14 protein-coding genes and 1 pseudogene are annotated in these 18,080 nt (G+C 62.2%); 14 read left to right on the top strand and 1 reads right to left on the bottom strand.

Features of this window, described 5'->3' with window-relative positions; all coding sequences use genetic code 11:
• Positions 1–20 precede the first annotated feature (20 nt).
• From atpD to H9642_RS05345, 14 genes and pseudogenes are all read left to right on the top strand, one after another.
• Positions 21–1,397, top strand: a complete 1,377-nt coding sequence (gene atpD / locus H9642_RS05410) for a F0F1 ATP synthase subunit beta (RefSeq protein ID WP_251835408.1) — start codon at positions 21–23, stop codon at positions 1,395–1,397.
• A 74-nt stretch (positions 1,398–1,471) separates the two neighbouring features.
• Positions 1,472–1,900, top strand: a complete 429-nt coding sequence (locus tag H9642_RS05405) for a F0F1 ATP synthase subunit epsilon (protein ID WP_251835407.1) — start codon at positions 1,472–1,474, stop codon at positions 1,898–1,900.
• A gap of 143 nt (positions 1,901–2,043) precedes the next feature.
• Complete coding sequence (gene glmU, locus H9642_RS05400) at positions 2,044–3,414, top strand: bifunctional UDP-N-acetylglucosamine diphosphorylase/glucosamine-1-phosphate N-acetyltransferase GlmU (RefSeq protein WP_251835406.1); 1,371 nt, start codon at positions 2,044–2,046, stop codon at positions 3,412–3,414.
• A gap of 168 nt (positions 3,415–3,582) precedes the next feature.
• A complete protein-coding gene (locus H9642_RS05395) occupies positions 3,583–4,365 on the top strand; it encodes a DeoR/GlpR family DNA-binding transcription regulator (protein ID WP_251835405.1) in 783 nt (260 codons plus the stop codon).
• 11 nt (positions 4,366–4,376) lie between these two features.
• Entirely contained in the window at positions 4,377–6,212 is a 1,836-nt protein-coding gene (gene glmS / locus H9642_RS05390; protein ID WP_251835404.1) for a glutamine--fructose-6-phosphate transaminase (isomerizing), read from the top strand.
• A 191-nt stretch (positions 6,213–6,403) separates the two neighbouring features.
• A complete protein-coding gene (gene ubiU, locus H9642_RS05385; protein WP_251835403.1) occupies positions 6,404–7,399 on the top strand; it encodes a ubiquinone anaerobic biosynthesis protein UbiU in 996 nt (331 codons plus the stop codon).
• Between the two features lie 13 nt (positions 7,400–7,412).
• Positions 7,413–8,303 carry a U32 family peptidase gene (locus tag H9642_RS05380; protein WP_251835402.1) on the top strand — a complete coding sequence of 297 codons (891 nt, stop codon included), beginning with the start codon at positions 7,413–7,415 and terminating at the stop codon, positions 8,301–8,303.
• Entirely contained in the window at positions 8,297–8,800 is a 504-nt protein-coding gene (gene ubiT, locus H9642_RS05375) for a ubiquinone anaerobic biosynthesis accessory factor UbiT (RefSeq protein WP_251835401.1), read from the top strand. The genes H9642_RS05380 and ubiT overlap by 7 nt, the downstream gene beginning before the upstream one ends.
• A gap of 314 nt (positions 8,801–9,114) precedes the next feature.
• Positions 9,115–11,319 (top strand): annotated as a pseudogene (locus H9642_RS05370) (ribonucleoside triphosphate reductase).
• Entirely contained in the window at positions 11,312–12,007 is a 696-nt protein-coding gene (locus tag H9642_RS05365; RefSeq protein ID WP_251835400.1) for an anaerobic ribonucleoside-triphosphate reductase activating protein, read from the top strand. Before H9642_RS05370 ends, H9642_RS05365 begins: the two are co-directional and overlap by 8 nt.
• Positions 12,008–12,076: 69 nt before the next feature.
• Positions 12,077–13,261: a C17 cyclopropane fatty acid synthase CfaB gene (cfaB, locus tag H9642_RS05360; RefSeq protein ID WP_251835399.1), complete on the top strand. Its 1,185-nt coding sequence runs from the start codon at positions 12,077–12,079 to the stop codon at positions 13,259–13,261.
• 223 nt (positions 13,262–13,484) lie between these two features.
• The gene (locus H9642_RS05355; RefSeq protein ID WP_433962672.1) at positions 13,485–15,314 is read left to right on the top strand and encodes an ATP-binding protein; all 1,830 of its coding nucleotides are present in this window, start codon (positions 13,485–13,487) and stop codon (positions 15,312–15,314) included.
• The gene (locus H9642_RS05350; protein WP_251835397.1) at positions 15,283–16,635 is read left to right on the top strand and encodes a sigma-54-dependent transcriptional regulator; all 1,353 of its coding nucleotides are present in this window, start codon (positions 15,283–15,285) and stop codon (positions 16,633–16,635) included. The genes H9642_RS05355 and H9642_RS05350 overlap by 32 nt, the downstream gene beginning before the upstream one ends.
• Before the next feature lie 169 nt (positions 16,636–16,804).
• Positions 16,805–17,764: a TAXI family TRAP transporter solute-binding subunit gene (locus tag H9642_RS05345; RefSeq protein ID WP_251835396.1), complete on the top strand. Its 960-nt coding sequence runs from the start codon at positions 16,805–16,807 to the stop codon at positions 17,762–17,764.
• On the opposite strand, the gene H9642_RS05340 is transcribed toward H9642_RS05345, so the two are convergent.
• Complete coding sequence (locus tag H9642_RS05340) at positions 17,754–18,059, bottom strand: hypothetical protein (RefSeq protein ID WP_251835395.1); 306 nt, start codon at positions 18,057–18,059, stop codon at positions 17,754–17,756. The genes H9642_RS05345 and H9642_RS05340 overlap by 11 nt on opposite strands.
• Positions 18,060–18,080 lie beyond the last annotated feature (21 nt).

Genomic DNA, 18,080 nt, shown 5'->3' with positions numbered 1-18,080 from the left:
AATATTCTGAGGAACCAAACATGAGTAGCGGACGTATCGTTCAAATCATCGGCGCCGTTATCGACGTGGAATTTCCGCGCGATCAGGTACCGAACGTTTATGACGCGCTGAAAGTACAAGGCGCGGAAACCACCCTGGAAGTCCAGCAGCAGCTGGGCGACGGCATTGTCCGTACCATCGCCATGGGTTCCACCGAAGGCCTCAAGCGTGGCCTGGACGTGAACAACACTGGCGCCGCCATTGCTGTTCCGGTGGGTGCCGGCACGCTGGGCCGCATCATGAACGTCCTGGGTGAGCCCATCGACGAAGCCGGTCCGGTTGCCTGCGACGAGCAGTGGGGTATCCACCGCGCGGCGCCGACCTATGCCGAACAGGCTGGCGGCACTGACCTGCTGGAAACCGGTATCAAGGTCATCGACCTGGTCTGCCCCTTCGCCAAAGGCGGCAAGGTAGGCCTGTTCGGCGGCGCCGGTGTCGGCAAGACCGTGAACATGATGGAGCTGATCAACAACATCGCCAAGGCGCACAGCGGTCTGTCCGTGTTTGCCGGTGTGGGCGAGCGTACTCGTGAAGGTAACGACTTCTATCACGAGATGAAGGACTCCAACGTTCTCGACAAAGTGGCCATGGTGTACGGCCAGATGAACGAGCCGCCAGGAAACCGTCTGCGCGTGGCACTGACCGGCCTGACCATGGCCGAGAAGTTCCGTGAAGAAGGCAAGGACGTTCTGCTGTTCATCGACAACATCTACCGCTACACCCTCGCCGGTACCGAAGTGTCCGCGCTGCTGGGTCGTATGCCGTCTGCGGTGGGCTACCAGCCGACCCTGGCCGAAGAGATGGGTGTTCTGCAAGAGCGCATCACCTCCACCAAGACCGGTTCGATCACCTCGATCCAGGCCGTATACGTACCTGCGGACGACTTGACCGACCCGAGCCCGGCGACCACCTTCGCCCACTTGGACGCCACTGTCGTTCTGTCCCGTGACATCGCTTCCCTGGGTATCTACCCGGCCGTTGACCCGCTGGACTCCACCAGCCGCTCGCTGGACCCGCTGATCGTCGGTCAGGAGCACTACGACGTCACCCGCGGTGTGCAGTACGTTCTGCAGCGCTACAAGGAGCTGAAGGACATTATTGCCATCCTGGGTATGGACGAGCTGTCCGAGCAGGACAAGCAACTGGTGGCCCGCGCGCGTAAGATCCAGCGCTTCCTGTCCCAGCCGTTCCACGTGGCCGAAGTGTTCACTGGCGCCCCGGGCAAGTACGTGCCGCTCAAGGAAACCATCCGTGGCTTCCAGGGCATCCTCAATGGCGATTACGACGACCTGCCGGAACAAGCGTTCTACATGGTCGGCACCATCGACGAAGCCATCGAGAAAGCCAAGAAACTGTAATGGGTCGCGCCTGGCAAAAGGCGCATATCCAGGGCGGGGTTTACCCCGCCTGACCTGACTACTGAGGCATTTGTATGGCTATGACAGTCCATTGCGACATCGTCAGTGCGGAAGAAGAGCTCTTCTCCGGGTTGGTGGAAATGGTCATCGCCCATGGTCATCTTGGTGACCTGGGTATCCTGCCGAATCACGCGCCGCTGCTCAGTGACCTCAAGCCGGGTCCGGTGCGGGTGATCAAGCAGGGTGGCGACGAGGAAATCTTCTACATTTCCGGCGGCTTCATCGAAGTGCAGCCGAACATGGTGAAGATCCTCGCTGACACGGCTACCCGCGCCAAGGATCTGGACGAAGCCGCTGCTCAGGCCGCCGTCAAGGCAGCCGAGAAGGCCTTGAACGAGAAGGGAGCGGAGTTCGACTACGGTTCCGCCGCCGCTCGTCTGGCCGAAGCCGCAGCCCAGCTGCGCACCGTGCAGGCACTGCGCAAGAAGTACGGCCGGGGCTGATCCGACCGCTTCATGGCGAATGAGTAAAAGGGTAGCTTGGGCTACCCTTTTTCTTTTTCAGAAACAGCAAAGGCTTCGCCGGCGGGATGCCAGCAGGCGAGGCAACGCCGGGATTGCCGGCTTACGACTTTCAGGATCTCTCCATGTCCCTCGATATCGTCATTCTCGCCGCCGGCCAGGGCACCCGCATGCGTTCCGCCTTGCCCAAGGTGCTGCACCCACTGGCCGGCAACTCCATGCTCGGCCATGTCATCGACACCGCCCGCAGCCTCAATCCACAGGGCATTCATGTGGTGATCGGCCATGGCGCCGAGTTGGTGCGTGAGCGTTTGGCCGCAGACGACCTGAATTTCGTGGTGCAGGAACAGCAACTGGGCACTGGCCATGCGGTGGCCCAGGCCCTTCCTGTGCTCAAGGCCGAACGGGTGCTGATCCTGTACGGCGACGTGCCGTTGATCGAGGCCGACACCCTGCAGCGTCTGCTGGCCTTGGTCTCCAGTCGCCAGCTGGGGCTGCTCACCGTGAACCTGGCCGATCCTACCGGTTATGGACGCATCATCCGTGACTCCAGCGGCGCGGTAAGCGCCATCGTCGAGCACAAGGACGCCAACGAGGCGCAGCGGGCGATTCGCGAGGGCAATACTGGCATTCTCGCCGTGCCGGGTCAGTGCCTGGGCGACTGGCTGGGCCGCCTGTCCAACAGCAATGCCCAGGGCGAGTACTACCTCACCGACGTGATCGCCATGGCGGTGGCCGATGGCCTGACCGTGGCCACCGAACAGGCGCAAGACGAGATGGAAGTGCTCGGCGCCAACGACCGCATCCAGCTCGCCCAGTTGGAACGCCACTATCAGTACCGCGCGGCGCGCAAGCTGATGGCCCAGGGCGTTACCCTGCGAGATCCGGCGCGCTTCGACCTGCGCGGCGAGGTTACGGTTGGCCGCGATGTGCTGATCGACGTCAACGTGTTGCTCGAAGGCCGCGTGACGATCGAGGACAATGTCGAGATCGGCCCGAATTGCGTGATCAAAAACAGCATCCTGCGCGCCGGTGCGATCATCAAGGCCAACTCGCACCTGGAAGGCGCCGAGGTGGGCGAAGGCGCTGACTGTGGTCCGTTTGCCCGCCTGCGCCCCGGCGCGGTGTTGGGCAAGAAAGCCCACGTCGGCAATTTCGTCGAACTGAAAAACGCCGTGCTGGGCGAGGGTGCCAAGGCCGGACACCTGAGCTACCTGGGCGATGCCCAGATCGGCGCGCGCACCAACATCGGTGCCGGCACCATCACCTGCAACTATGACGGCGCCAACAAGTTCAAGACCATCATGGGCGAGGACGTGTTTATCGGTTCCAACAGCTCGCTGGTCGCACCGCTGAACCTGGGGGATCGTTCCACCACCGGTGCCGGCTCGACCATTACCCAGGATGTGCCCGCGGATGCCTTGGCAGTTGGGCGCGGCAAGCAGCGCAACATCGACGGCTGGAAGCGCCCGGAAAAGATCAAAAATAACCAGTAAATGGCTGGCAGCGGCGCAACCCCCGTTCTTGAGCGGAGCGGGGTGATGCTCAGCTTGCCAAGGCACACTGACCGCTGGATTTTTTTGAGTATTTTTTATCCAGATCTGCTTGACGCAAACGCTTCATTAGGTTTTGATTCGCGCCTTTAACTTTCGAATCGAAACCTGATGCTTGGCAAACGCAACACTCCGCAACGTCGACATGCGATCCTCGCCCTGCTGGCCGAAGCGGGTGAGGTGAGTGTCGATGCCCTGGCCAAGCGTTTCGTCACCTCGGAAGTCACCATCCGCAAGGATCTTGCAGCCCTGGAAAAAAACGGTTTGCTGCTGCGCCGCTATGGCGGCGCGGTCTCCATGCCCCAGGAACTGATTGCCGACGATGCGCCGCAGCCGATCTCACCGTGGAAGCAGGCCATCGCCCGCGCCGCAGTAGGCTGCATTCGCGAACATGCGCGCATCATCATCGACAGCGGCAGCACCACGGCAGCGATGATTCCCCAGCTTGGCCGCAAGCCAGGCCTGGTGGTGATGACCAACTCGCTGCACGTCGCCAACGCACTGTGCGAGCTGGAGCAGGAGCCGGTGCTGCTGATGACGGGGGGCACCTGGGACCCGCACTCCGAGTCCTTCCAGGGCCAAGTGGCCGAGCAGGTGTTACGCAGCTACGATTTCGACCAGTTGTTCATCGGCGCCGCCGGCATCGACCTGGAGCGTGGCACCACCACCTTCAATGAGCTGCTGGGCCTGTCGCGGGTGATGGCCGAGGTGGCCCGTGAAGTCATCGTGTTGGTGGAAAGCGACAAGTTCGGCCGGCGTATTCCCAACCTGGAACTGCCTTGGTCCCACATCCATACCCTGATTACCGACGCGCGCCTCGATGACGAGGCACGCGCCAGCATCCAGGCCCGCGGCGTGAAGCTCATCTGTGCCGCCGCGGCCGACAACCCCTAGGAGAAACGCCCATGTGTGGCATTGTTGGCGCCGTCGCCGAACGTAACATCACCGCCATCCTGATTGAAGGACTCAAGCGCCTGGAATACCGGGGCTATGACAGCGCCGGTATCGCCGTGATCGACAACGACGGGCAACTGTCACGCCTACGCCGCTCCGGCAAGGTCGCCGAACTGGATCAGGCGCAGACGCTTGAACCGCTGAGCGGTCGTCTGGGCATCGCCCATACCCGTTGGGCCACCCACGGCGCGCCTTGCGAGCGCAATGCCCACCCGCATTTCTCCAGCCATGAATTGGCGGTGGTGCACAACGGCATCATCGAGAACCACCAGGCCTTGCGTGAACAACTCAAAGACCTCGGCTACCTGTTCACCTCGGACACCGACACCGAAGTCATCGTCCACCTGCTTCACCACAAACTGCACGAGCTGGGCGACCTGGCCACCGCGCTCAAGGCGGCGGTTCAGGAGCTGCACGGTGCCTATGGCCTGGCGGTGATCAGCGCCAGCCAGCCGGACCGCTTGCTCGCAGCGCGTAGCGGCAGCCCACTGGTCATCGGCCTGGGCCTGGGCGAGAACTTTCTCGCCTCCGACCCGCTGGCTCTGCGCCAGGTCACCGATCGTTTTGTCTACCTGGAAGAAGGCGACATCGCCGAAATCCGCCGCGAGAGCGTACGCATCTGGGACCTCAACGGCCAGGACGTACAGCGTGAAACCGTGCAACATCAGGACGGCGCGGAAGCCGCTGACAAGGGCGAATACCGCCACTTCATGCTTAAGGAAATCCACGAGCAGCCCAAGGTGGTGCAGCGCACCCTGGAAGGTCGCCTGGGCGATGCTCAGGTGCTGGTGGAAGCCTTTGGCCCGCAGGCCGCCGAGCTGTTCGCCAAGGTGCGCAACGTGCAAATCATCGCCTGCGGTACCAGTTACCACGCCGGCATGGTCGCCCGTTACTGGCTCGAAGGCCTGACCGGCATTCCCTGCCAGGTGGAAGTGGCCAGCGAGTTCCGTTATCGCAAGGTGGCGGTGCAACCGGACAGCCTGTTCGTGACCATCTCCCAGTCCGGCGAAACCGCCGACACCCTGGCCGCGCTGCGCAACGCCAAGGGCGCCGGTTACCTGGCCAGCCTGGCGATCTGCAACGTCGCCACCAGCTCGCTGGTGCGCGAGTCCGACCTGACTCTGCTGACCAACGCCGGGCCGGAAATCGGCGTAGCCTCGACCAAGGCCTTTACCACCCAGCTGGTGGGTCTGCTGCTGCTGACCTTGGCCCTGGGCCAGGTACACAAGCGTCTGGCACCGGGTCTGGAAGCCGAACTGGTCGAAGAGCTGCGCCGCCTGCCCAGCCGCTTGGGCGAGGTGCTGAGCATGGAAAAGGCGGTGGAGAAAGTCGCCGAGCTGTTCGCCGAAAAACACCACACCCTGTTCCTTGGTCGAGGCGTCCAGTATCCGGTGGCCATGGAAGGGGCGCTCAAGCTCAAGGAAATCTCCTACATCCATGCCGAAGCCTACCCGGCCGGTGAGCTCAAGCACGGCCCGCTGGCTCTGGTGGACAGCGACATGCCGGTGGTCACCGTGGCGCCCAACGACGAGCTGCTGGAGAAGCTCAAGTCCAACCTGCAGGAAGTCCGCGCCCGGGGTGGCCAGTTGATCGTCTTCGCCGCCGAACAAGCTGGCCTGGAAGATGGCGAAGGTACCCATGTAGTGAGCATGCCGCACTGCCATGAAGTGCTGGCGCCGATCTACTACACCCTGCCACTGCAGCTGCTGTCCTATTACGTTGCCGTATTGCGCGGAACCGACGTCGACCAGCCGCGCAACTTGGCCAAGTCGGTAACGGTGGAATAACGACCCCGCCCCAGCCAGAAGAAGAAAAATAAAAACGCCGCCTTCCGATTCGGGAACGCGGCGTTTTTTATGGGTGTCGCTCGGCCTGATAGCGGACCTTCCTTACGACTCTTCCTTTGATTGACTGCCATCAAGGCACGCCCCACCGAACTGCCTAGAGTGCGGAGGGTAATTTGCCATGAGGTGTCGACATGCAACTGGTTTGTCCGGCGGGCAGTCTGCCTGCTCTCAAGGCCGCCGTGCGGCAAGGCGCCGACGCGGTTTACGTCGGTTTTCGCGATGACACCAACGCCCGCCATTTTTCCGGCCTGAACATGGACGCCAAGCAACTGGACAACGGGCTGCAGCTGATTCGCAAGGAAGGCCGCAAACTCTATGTGGCGGTGAACACCTATGCCCAGCCAGATGGGTGGCAGCGTTGGCAGAGCGCCGTGGATCGCGCCGCTGACTTGGGTGTGGATGCGCTGATCTGCGCCGACCCCGGCGTGCTGGCATATGCCAGCAAACACCACCCCAGCCTCAACCTGCACCTGTCGGTGCAAGGCTCGGCGACCAACCCGGCGGCGCTAGATCTGTATCAACAGCGTTACAACATTCGTCGCGCCGTGCTGCCGCGCGTGCTGTCGCTGGCTCAGGTACGCGCCCTGGCCGGCAAAACCACAGTGCCGCTGGAAGTGTTCGCCTTCGGCAGCCTGTGCATTATGGCCGAAGGCCGTTGCCACCTGTCTTCGTACATCACTGGCGAGTCGCCCAACCTGTGCGGCGTCTGCTCGCCGGCCAAGGCGGTGCGCTGGGAGCAGAAACCCGAAGGCCTGACCTCGCGCCTCAACGATGTGCTGATCGACCAGTATCAGGACGGCGAGGCCGCCGGTTACCCGACCCTGTGCAAGGGGCGTTTCATGGTCAATGGCCAGCGCTTCCATGCCCTGGAAGAACCCACCAGCCTTAACACCCTGGATCTGATCCCGCAACTGGTCGAGACCGGCATTGCCGCGGTGAAGATCGAAGGTCGCCAGCGCAGCCCGGCGTATGTCGAGCAGGTTACCCACGTGTGGCGCGAAGCGCTCGACGCCTATCAGCGTGCGCCCAAGAATTTCAGCGTGCAGTCGAGTTGGCGCGCCGCGCTGGGCGGGCTGTCCGAAGGCAGCCAGACCACCCTGGGTGCCTACCACCGTGCCTGGCAGTGAGGAGACCATGACCATGAAACTCAGCCTTGGCCCGGTCCTGTTCTACTGGACCCGCGAGAAACTGCTGAACTTTTACGCCGAGATGGCCGAACAGCCGCTGGACATCATTTACCTGGGCGAAACCGTATGCTCCAAGCGCCGCGCCTTGTCGCTCGATGACTGGCTGGGACTGGCCCGTGATCTGCGCGGGATGACCGATGCCGAGCTGGTGATTTCCGGCCTGACCCTGGTCGAGGCCGCTTCAGAGCTTTCCAGCTTGCGCCGACTGTGTGACAACGGCGAGCTGCTGGTGGAAGCCAACGACATGGGCGCGGTGCAGTTCATGCGCGAACGCAGCCGACCCTTCGTGGCCGGCCCCGCACTCAATATCTACAACGGTCACGCCCTGGCTGAGCTGATCGACTGCGGCCTGCAGCGCTGGGTACCCCCAGTGGAGTGCGCCGGCGCGCTGATCAAGGACAGCCTGGAGCAGCTCGATGCTCTGGGCATCCAGCGCCCCGAAGTGGAACTATTCGCCTATGGCCATTTGCCGCTGGCCTACTCGGCGCGCTGTTTTACCGCCCGGGCCGAGAACCGCCCCAAGGATGACTGCCAGTTCGTCTGCCTGAACTACCCGGAAGGCATTCCGCTGCTCAGCCAGGAAAACGAAGCGGTTTTCACCCTCAACGGCATCCAGACGATGTCAGCCAAGGTCAGCAACCTGCTCGCCGATTATCCACAGCTGATTGCCGCTGGCGGCGACATCCTGCGCCTCAGCCCGCGCGCCGAGGGCATGGACGAAGTGATCCGCACATTCGACGACGTCCGCCGGGGTGCACTGCCACCGTTATTGGTGGACGGCTGTAACGGGTACTGGCACGGCCAGCCAGGCATGCTGCGCGCCGAGGAGGCGGGTTTATGCTGAACACCCAACGTATTGCTCAACTGACTTTGCGGGTGGGTGAGCCGCTGTTGCCGTTGAGTCGGCACGTCCCGTTCGGCATCCAGAAAAGGGTGCTGGAAAAGACGGTGGAGCGGCTGTTTGCCGAGCCGCTGGCCGACGGAGCTTTCGACCTGCTCGATGGGCGCTGGCTGCGGCTGGAGGTCAGCGACCTGGGCCTGGCCTGGTGCCTGACGCGCACCCCGGGCGGCCTCAAGCTGCTGCGTGACGCCAAGGCCGATGTGACCATTCGGGGTAACTGGAAGGAGTTCCTGCTGCTGGCAAGCCGCCAGGAGGACCCGGATACGCTGTTCTTCCGCCGGCGTCTGGTGATCGAGGGCGACACCGACCTGGGCCTGGGCATCAAGAACCTGATCGACAGCCTCGACCCCGATGAGCTACCGCCGCGCCTGTGGCAGTTGATTCGCGCCCTCGGCGCAGCGGCCAAGGCTGATGCATCGCCGGTTGCCGCCCAAACCTGACCTCCGGTCATCACTCGCACCACGCGGGCCGTGCCGGCATGTTCGACACGGCCCGCAGCGTTTTTCTCCAATGAACAAACGCGCCTACAGCGATGTTGCGGGCAGTCCGTTCTTAGGCCGCATCCGCTATCGAGTGCACCTGGGGCTTCACGCCCTGTCGCCGTTTTGCCACGCGGTAATGGCTCCTCACTTACAAATACGGCCTATTGATTATTGACCATGGTCAATGGAGAGGATGCACCTTGTCCGTATCGTTCACAGTATCTTGTGTTTTTTAATATAAAAAACACCATATATTGTGATTGGAGTCACGCATGCCCGGCCTGTCATCCGCCCTGTATCCCACCCACTTGCGCAAACGCGATGGCAGCCTGGTGCCGTTCGATCCGAACAAAATCTATGCGGCGATTGCCGCCGCCGGGCAGGCCTGCGGCGAGTTCTCCGACGCCGAGGCCAGCGCCCTGACCGAGGCGGTGCTGCCGCGTTTGCAGCAGGTGCCCGACCTGGAGGTGGAGCAGATCCAGGACTGTGTCGAGCGGGTGCTGATGGAGAGCGGCTACTACGCCACTGCGCGCATCTATATCGTTTATCGCGAACGTCACGGTCGGCGTCGTCGCGATCAGAAGGCCATCGTCGATGTCGCCGCCTCGATGAACGAATACCTGTCTCGCGAGGATTGGCGCGTGCGGGCCAACGCCAACCAGGGCTATTCTCTCGGCGGGTTGATCCTTAACGTGTCCGGCAAGGTCACCGCCAACTACTGGCTGGACGAGGTATACAGCCCGGAAATCGGTGCGGCGCATCGCGAGGGTGATCTGCATATCCATGACCTCGATATGCTGGCCGGCTATTGCGCCGGCTGGTCGCTGCGCAGCTTGCTCAATGAAGGCTTCAACGGCATCCCCGGGCGCGTCGAGGCCGGCCCGCCGAAACACCTGTCCAGCGCGCTCGGGCAGATGGTCAACTTTCTCGGCACCCTGCAGAACGAGTGGGCCGGCGCCCAGGCCTTTAGTTCCTTCGATACTTACCTGGCGCCCTACGTGCGCAAGGACCAGCTGAGTTATCCACAGGTGCGACAGGCCATTCAGGAGTTTATATACAACCTCAACGTGCCGTCGCGCTGGGGCACCCAGACGCCGTTCACCAACCTGACCTTCGACTGGGTCTGCCCGGAAGATCTGTGCGAGCAGATTCCCTACATCGGCGGCGAGGAAATGCCCTTCGCCTATGGCGAGCTGCAGGCCGAGATGGAGCTGATCAACCGCGCCTACATCGAGGTGATGATGGCCGGCGATGGCTTGGGCCGGGTGTTCACCTTTCCGATCCCGACCTACAACATCACCCACGACTTTCCGTGGGACAGCGACAACGCCGAGCGGCTGTTCGAGATGACCGCACGCTATGGCCTGCCGTATTTCCAGAACTTCCTCAACTCGGACATGCAGCCCAACCAGGTGCGCTCCATGTGCTGTCGCCTGCAACTGGATGTACGCGAACTGCTCAAGCGTGGTGGCGGACTGTTCGGCTCGGCCGAGCAGACCGGCTCGCTGGGCGTGGTGACGATTAACTGCGCGCGCCTTGGTTATCGCCATCAAGGCGACAAGACCGGCCTTTACCGGCGCCTGGACGCCTTGCTGGAGCTGGCGCGGCAGAGCCTGGAAGTGAAGCGCAAGGTGATCCAGCAGCACATGGATAACGGCCTGTACCCCTACACCAAGCGTTACTTAGGCACCTTGCGCAACCATTTCTCCACCATTGGCGTGAACGGCCTGCACGAAATGCTGCGCAACTTCACCCACGACCGCGAGGGCATGCATACCACGGCTGGGCGGGCCTTTGCCCTGGAGTTGCTCGACCATGTGCGCGCCGCGCTGGTGCGCTTTCAGGAAGACACCGGCCATCTCTTTAACCTCGAAGCCACACCAGCGGAAGGCACCACCTACCGCTTTGCCAAGGAAGACCGTAAACGTTTCCCCGCCATTCTGCAGGCCGGCTCAGCGGAGGCGCCGTACTACACCAATTCTTCGCAACTGCCAGTGGGCTTTACCGACGACCCGTTCGAGGCGCTGATGCTGCAGGACGAGCTGCAGACCAAGTACACCGGTGGCACCGTGCTGCACCTGTACATGGCTGAGCGGATCTCCTCAGCGCAAGCCTGCAAGAATCTGGTGCGCAACGCCCTGAGCCGCTTCCGCCTGCCATACCTGACGGTCACGCCGACCTTCTCGATCTGCCCGGTGCACGGCTACTTGGCTGGCGAACACGAGTTCTGCCCGGCGTGCGACGAGGAGCTGCTGCGAAAACAACAGGCCTGCTGCGCCTGATTACCTGACCCTCTACAAAAGGAGCTTCAACCGATGAACACCATTCAACTGCCGCAAGAGCAACGTCAACGCTGTGAAGTCTGGACCCGGGTGATGGGTTATCACCGCCCGGTAACCGCCTTCAATCCCGGCAAGCAGTCCGAACACCGCGAGCGCCAGCACTTCACCGAAGCAGCGGCCGGGCGGCATGAGTAATGCACTCAGGGTCGGGGGGCTGGTTCCCCTGACCACCCTGGATTTCCCCGACCAACTGGCCTGCGTGCTGTTCTGCCAGGGCTGTGGCTGGCGCTGCCGCTATTGCCATAACCCGCAGCTGATTCCGGCGCGCGGCGAGCAGGAAAAATCCTGGGACGACATCCTGGCGTTCCTCCGCCAGCGTGTCGGCTTGCTGGACGCAGTGGTATTCAGCGGCGGCGAGCCGACCTTGCAGGCGGCCTTGCCGGAGGCCATCACCGAAGTGCGCGCTCTGGGCTTCAAGGTTGGTTTGCACAGCGCCGGGATCAAGCCGAAGCGCTTCGCAAGGGTGCTGTCGCTGGTCGATTGGGTGGGCTTTGACATCAAAGCCGTGCCTGAGCACAGCACGGCGATCACTGGTGTGGAGGGCAGCGGCGCCGCCAACTGGCGCAGCCTGGGGTTGCTGCTGCGCAGCAGTGTGGCCCATGAGGTGCGCACCACGGTGCACTGGCAACTGTTCGATGCCGAGCGGCTATTGGACTTGGCACAGCGCCTGCGCGCCCAAGGGGTCGAGCGATTTGTCGTGCAGTGCTCGCGCAGCATGCGCATGCTTGACGAGCATCTTGGGGATTCGTGCCCGCCCCATGACCACATGCGCCTCTGGCAGCGCCTGGAACAACTCTTCCCGCATTTCATCCTGCGCGGCTAGATAAGCCCGAAAGACCCAGATCAGTGGTCTACGCTTGCTCAGCACACACCCTTTATGAGGAGTTTGAGCATGCAAGCGCATCTTCCTCCCGTTTTGCACGAGCTCCGGCTGCCGTTGCGGCTGCGACTCTGGGATGGCCAAGAACTGGATTTGGGCCCCAATCCACGCGTCACCCTGGACGTGCATGATCCCACTTTGCTGACGCAGCTGGGCAGGCCAAGCCTGGATGCCCTGGGCAGCGCCTATGTCGAGGGGCGTTTCGACCTGCAGGGCCCGCTGTCGGAAGTGATCCGCATCGGCGATGCCTTGAGCCGCGCGCTGGGCGCTGAGAATGAAACGGCACCGGGCGAGCGTGAGGAGCACGACAAGGCCACCGACGCCGCGGCCATTGCCTACCACTACGACCTGTCCAATGACTTTTACGCGCTGTGGCTTGACCCGCAGATGGTCTATTCCTGCGCTTATTTCCCCACCGGCACGGAAACCCTCGAACAGGCGCAATTGGCCAAGCTGCGTCACCTGTGCCTGAAACTGCGGCTTAAACCTGGTGAGCGTCTGCTGGACGTCGGCTGTGGTTGGGGTGGGCTCGCGCGCTACGCGGCCCGCGAGTTTGGTGTCGAGGTGTACGGCATCACCCTCAGCAAGGAACAGCTTAGCCTGGCCCGTCAACGGGTCGAGGCCGAGGGACTGAGTGACCGCGTGCAATTGGAGCTGCTCGATTACCGCGACTTGCCCGCCGATGGCCGTTTCGACAAGGTGGTCAGCGTGGGCATGTTCGAGCATGTCGGCCATGCCAACCTGGGCTTGTATTTCCGCACGCTGTTCAATGCCGTGAAACCTGGTGGTTTGGTGCTCAACCATGGCATTACCGCGTGCACCACCGATGGCCGACCGGTGGGGCGCGGCGCTGGCGAATTCATAGGCCGCTACGTGTTCCCCCACGGTGAATTGCCGCACCTGGCCACGGCCATCGCACGGATGAGCGAAGAGGGCCTGGAGGTTGTGGATGTGGAAAGCCTGCGTCTGCATTACGCCCGCACGCTGCGCTTCTGGAGCGACAACCTCGAGGCTCATCTAGAGCAGGCTGCCACCTTGGTGGCGGAAAAAAGCCTGCGCATCTGGCGGCTGTACCTAGCGGGCTGCGCTTATGGTTTCGAGAATAACTGGATCAACCTGCACCAGATCCTGGCCGTGCGTCCGCGCGCAGACGGTTCCCATGATCTGCCCTGGAGTCGCGCTGACCTTTACGGCTAGGGTGTTGCGTTCGTAAGCCGAGTGGCGGTTTGTCGGTAGAGTGTAGATTCCACCATGACCCCGCTCGGTGGATCGATGAGGCGCGATCCAGCCTACGTTTCGGCTGGTATCGCGCAACCCAAATGCCAAACAACGTGGGTGGTATCGCCGCGTTCCACGCCACATCAGGTGTCGATACCGACACACCCATGGCACTTGCTCCCTGGCCCCCAGGCTGGCATACATGCAGACCTTTTCTGGGTTGAGCCGTCCCGTGTCTGTATTTCGTCATCCCGTCTTCCTCCGCATATTGCTGATTGTTCTCGGACTGCTGATCAGCGTCTGGCTGGCCGGGCGGCTGGGCGAACAGCGTGCCTGGCAAGAGCGCAGCATTGAGGGGCAGGGGCAACTGCAGCTGTATCAACAAACCCTGCATACCCTGGTCGAGCGGTTTCGTTCGGTGCCGGCCTTACTGGCCCTGGACAAGGATGTTCGTAGCCTGCTGCGCTCGCCCGAGGATCAGCACCTGCGGCAAAGCCTGAACGAACGCCTGGCGCGTCTGAACCAGGCGGCGGGTTCCAGCGTGCTGTACCTGATCGACCGGCATGGCGACACCCTGGCGGCCAGCAACTGGGATGAGGCAAGCAGCTTCGTCGGCCATAACTACGCGTTTCGCCCCTACTTTCAGGATGCGTTGCAGGACGTCTGGGGGCGTTATTTCGCTGTGGGCGTGACCACCGGCGTGCCCGGGTATTTCCTCTCCCATGCCATTGAACAGGATGGTGTGGTGACCGGTGTGCTGGTGGTCAAACTCGAGCTCGAGGACCTGCAGCGCGATTGGCTCGGCCAACCTGGCACCTTTCTGGTCACGGCCGATGATCAGGTCGTCATTCTCAGCAACCGACCGGCCTGGCGCTTTCGCCACCTCGAGCCTCTTGCGGCCGAACAGCGCGTGCAGCTGATCGATGCACGTAAATATGCCGAGCAGACCCTGCAAGCGATGATCAGCGAGCCGCTACGCCGCATCGACACCTTCAGCGAAGTGCGCCGGGTTGCGGGGCCGGAAGGGTTGCGCGACTACTTCTGGCAGCGGCTGGGGCCGAACCAGGAAGGCTGGACGTTGCATCTGCTCCAGGAGCCGAATGTGGTGATGGGCAAGGTGCAGGGCTATCGGTTGTCAGCGGCGGGCCTCTGGATGACCCTGGCGTTTCTGGTCCTGTTCCTGATTCAGCGGCGTAGGAATCAACATTTGCTGCAGAGCCGGCGCACCGAGCTTGAGCGCCTGGTTGTCGAGCGTACTGCTGAGCTGCGCAAGGCGCAGGACGAGCTGGTGCAAGCGGCAAAACTGGCTGCCCTGGGGCAGATGTCAGCGGCCTTGGCCCATGAGCTCAACCAGCCGTTGACCGCCATGCGCATGCAACTGGGGAGCCTGCGCCTGTTGCAACGCAGCGGGAGGGAGGAACAGGTTCAGGAGGTGCTGACGCACTTCGACAGTCTGTTGCAGCGCATGGCCGGGTTGACCAGCCATCTGAAAGTATTCGCCCGGGAAAGCCCCGGCGGCTTGCGCGAGCGACTCAGCCTGGCCCATGTGCTCGACCAGGCGCTGCAGTTGCTGGCGCCTCGCCTGCGCACCGCACAAGTGCTTGTGGATAACCAGGTGGACGTCGAGGCCTGGGTACTGGGCGACGCCATTCGTCTCGAACAGGTATTGGTAAACCTGCTCGACAACGCGCTGGATGCCACCGCTCATCAACCGCACCCTGAGTTGCGTATCCGCAGTCGGCGCACGGGTGAAATCTGGCAGCTCAGCGTCAGCGACAATGGCGGTGGCATTGCCGCCGAGCATCTGCAGCGCCTGTTCGATCCGTTTTTTACCACCAAGCCGGTGGGCGAAGGGCTGGGCCTGGGCCTGGCAATTTCCTACGGCATCGTGCGCGATCTGGGCGGCAGCCTGGGAGCGGCGACCAGCGATGACGGAGCGGTCTTCACGTTGACCTTACCGGCAGCCGATACTGAACATCATTCATCCCAGAGGGGGCACCGTGACGGATCAAGTCATCTTCATCGACGATGAGACGGCGATTCGCCAGGCGGTCCGGCAATGGCTGGAACTGTCCGGCCTGCTGGTGCATTGCTGTGCCAGTGTCAGCGAGGCCTTGCCGCTGATTGGTCGCAATTTTCCCGGCGTGCTGGTCAGCGATGTGCGCATGCCTGGCTGCGATGGCTTGCAACTGTTGGAGCGGTTGCTGCACATCGATCGCGATTTGCCGCTGATCCTGGTCACCGGGCACGGCGATGTGAACATGGCGGTGCAGGCCCTGCAGCAGGGGGCCTACGATTTCATCGAAAAACCTTTCAGCCCAGAGCGCTTGCTGGACAGCGTGCGGCGCGCCCTGGACAAGCGTCGCCTGGTAATGGAAAACCGCCGGTTGCGTGAACAGGTGGCCCGCAAGGGAATGATCGAAGGCCAGTTGCTGGGCGTGTCGCGAGGCATGGAACAGCTTCGCCAGCAGGTATTGGAGCTGGCGCCCACCCAGGTCAATGTGCTGATACGCGGCGAAACCGGTAGCGGCAAAGAGCTGGTGGCGCGCAGCCTGCACGATTTCAGCCCACGGGCTGCCAAACCCTTTGTCGCCCTGAACTGCGCGGCGATTCCGGAGAACATCTTTGAGAGCGAACTGTTCGGGCATGAAAGCGGTGCGTTTACCGGAGCGCAGGCCAAGCGTATCGGGCGCATCGAGCATGCCGACGGCAGCAGCCTGTTTCTCGACGAAATCGAGAGCATGCCGCTGGCGCAGCAGGTCAAGCTGCTGCGGGTGATTCAGGAGAAGAGCCTGGAGCGCCTGGGCTCCAACCGCAGCATTCAGGTCGATCTGCGGGTCATCAGTGCGGCCAAGCCGGACCTGCAGGCCGAGGTGCGTGAAGGGCGCTTTCGTGAGGATTTGCTGTACCGCCTGAATGTCGCCGAGCTGCACATTCCACCGCTGCGCGAACGGCGTGAGGATATTCCCCTTCTGTTCGAGCATTTCGCCCGTCTGGCCGCTGAACGCCATGGTCGGGAAAGTCCCGCCTTACTGCCGACGGAAATGGCCCGGCTGCTGGCCCACGACTGGCCGGGTAATGTGCGCGAGTTGGTGAATGCCGCGGAACGCCATGTACTCGGCCTGACCATGCCGTCGGGCACGCCGGTGGTGGCCGAGCAGTCGCTGGCGGGCCAGATGGAGGCGTTCGAGGCCCATTGTCTGCACCTGGCGCTGCAGCGTTGCCAGGGCAGCATCAGCGAGGTCATGGCGCTGCTGCAACTGCCGCGCCGTACCCTAAATGAAAAAATGCAGCGCCACGGCCTGCAGCGCAGTGATTACCTGCCGGCGGGCGGGGCGATCGAGGAGCCTTAGGCTGTCGCCGCTCTGGCAAGCGGCTCAGGCTCGGAATATACGACTTTAGAAGGTCCCGTTTTGAGTTGTTGCGTGGTAAGTTTCGTCAGCTTGCTGCGTCGAATTACCAAGCTGGTTTTCGACGGACAGGCATAGATTCGCTTCCAATAAGAACAAACAGGAGCAACCCATGCGCGTGAACCCACGACGTTTCGGTCTTTTCGCGGCGGCCGCCGCTTTTGCAGCCAGTACCTCCGTCCTGGCCGCCCCCACGTTTATCAATGTCCTCACCGGCGGCACCAGCGGGGTGTATTACCCGATAGGCGTGGCCATTTCCCAGCTGTACAGCACCGGCATGAGCGACGCCAAGGTATCCGTACAAGCCACCAAGGCCTCGGTGGAAAACCTCAATCTGCTGCAGGCCGGGCGCGGTGAGCTGGCGTTTGCACTGGGCGATTCGGTGGATGACGCCTGGAACGGCGTAGAAGACGCGGGCTTCAAGGCACCGCTCAAGCGTCTGCGGGCGGTTGCCGCCACCTACCCGAACTACATCCAGATCGTGGCCAGCCAGGAATCCGGCATCAAGACCTTGGCCGACCTCAAGGGCAAGCGCATTTCGGTCGGCGCGCCGAAGTCGGGCACCGAACTGAATGCGCGGGCGATCTTTAAGGCCGCCGGGCTCAGTTATGAAGACATGGGCCGTGTCGAATTCATGCCTTTTGCCGAATCAGTGGAACTGATCAAGAACCGCCAGCTGGATGCCACTCTGCAGTCCGCAGGTCTGGGCATGGCGGCGATTCGTGACCTGTCATCGATGATGAAGCTGAATTTCGTGCCCATCCCCGAAGACGTGGTGAAGAAGATCGGCAGCAGCGCCTACCTGTCCAAACCCATTCCGGTTGGCACCTATGAAGGTCAGGATGTTGAAGTGCCCACGGCGGCGGTGATCAATATTCTGGTGACCCATGACCGCGTCGATGACGAAGTGGCCTACCAGATGACCAAGCTGATTTACGACAATCTGCCGCGCCTGGTCAGTGCCCACTCGGCGGCCAAGGACATCCGGCTGGAAGAGGCCACCCAGAGTCTGCCGATTCCGCTGCATCCTGGTGCGGAGCGCTTCTACCGCGAGCAGGGGCTTATGCAATAACCGACACGCTAGCCAAGCTTTGAAGTGCTGAAATGCCGTCGCCCCTGAAAGGGCGGCGGCATTCCTTTTTTGCGTATATCGCTTTGGTATCGGATAGGTACCGCGCTTGCCAGGCATTGATCAGCGGAAACCTGCCGATACCTACCCGCGCATAGGCGGTTTCTTGCTTATCGGCAGTGGCCAGCTTCGGTAAAACGCGAGATTCGATCCGCAGATTTAGTTGATGAGTCTGCCGTAACCCGCGCATCGCTTGGGTTTCAGGTGAAGCCTTGACCAGCTGGCGACAGCGTGGCATGACTCCTGCTATTGCTTGCTT

It is taken from the genome of Serpens gallinarum, from assembly GCF_014836765.1.
Taxonomy (GTDB): Bacteria; Pseudomonadota; Gammaproteobacteria; order Pseudomonadales; family Pseudomonadaceae; genus Serpens; species Serpens gallinarum.
Note: the sequence above shows the minus strand (reverse complement) of the source record. Positions and strands in the feature narration are given on the sequence as shown.

Bases quoted from the DNA above. Each gene is read 5' to 3' on its own strand.
- atpD (WP_251835408.1), top strand. From the start codon at position 21: ATGAGTAGCGGACGTATCGTTCAAATCATCGGCGCCGTTATCGACGTG.
- H9642_RS05405 (WP_251835407.1), top strand. From the start codon at position 1,472: ATGGCTATGACAGTCCATTGCGACATCGTCAGTGCGGAAGAAGAGCTC.
- glmU (WP_251835406.1), top strand. From the start codon at position 2,044: ATGTCCCTCGATATCGTCATTCTCGCCGCCGGCCAGGGCACCCGCATG.
- H9642_RS05395 (WP_251835405.1), top strand. From the start codon at position 3,583: ATGCTTGGCAAACGCAACACTCCGCAACGTCGACATGCGATCCTCGCC.
- glmS (WP_251835404.1), top strand. From the start codon at position 4,377: ATGTGTGGCATTGTTGGCGCCGTCGCCGAACGTAACATCACCGCCATC.
- ubiU (WP_251835403.1), top strand. From the start codon at position 6,404: ATGCAACTGGTTTGTCCGGCGGGCAGTCTGCCTGCTCTCAAGGCCGCC.
- H9642_RS05380 (WP_251835402.1), top strand. From the start codon at position 7,413: ATGAAACTCAGCCTTGGCCCGGTCCTGTTCTACTGGACCCGCGAGAAA.
- ubiT (WP_251835401.1), top strand. From the start codon at position 8,297: ATGCTGAACACCCAACGTATTGCTCAACTGACTTTGCGGGTGGGTGAG.
- H9642_RS05365 (WP_251835400.1), top strand. From the start codon at position 11,312: ATGAGTAATGCACTCAGGGTCGGGGGGCTGGTTCCCCTGACCACCCTG.
- cfaB (WP_251835399.1), top strand. From the start codon at position 12,077: ATGCAAGCGCATCTTCCTCCCGTTTTGCACGAGCTCCGGCTGCCGTTG.
- H9642_RS05355 (WP_433962672.1), top strand. From the start codon at position 13,485: ATGCAGACCTTTTCTGGGTTGAGCCGTCCCGTGTCTGTATTTCGTCAT.
- H9642_RS05345 (WP_251835396.1), top strand. From the start codon at position 16,805: ATGCGCGTGAACCCACGACGTTTCGGTCTTTTCGCGGCGGCCGCCGCT.
- H9642_RS05340 (WP_251835395.1), bottom strand. From the start codon at position 18,059: ATGCCACGCTGTCGCCAGCTGGTCAAGGCTTCACCTGAAACCCAAGCG.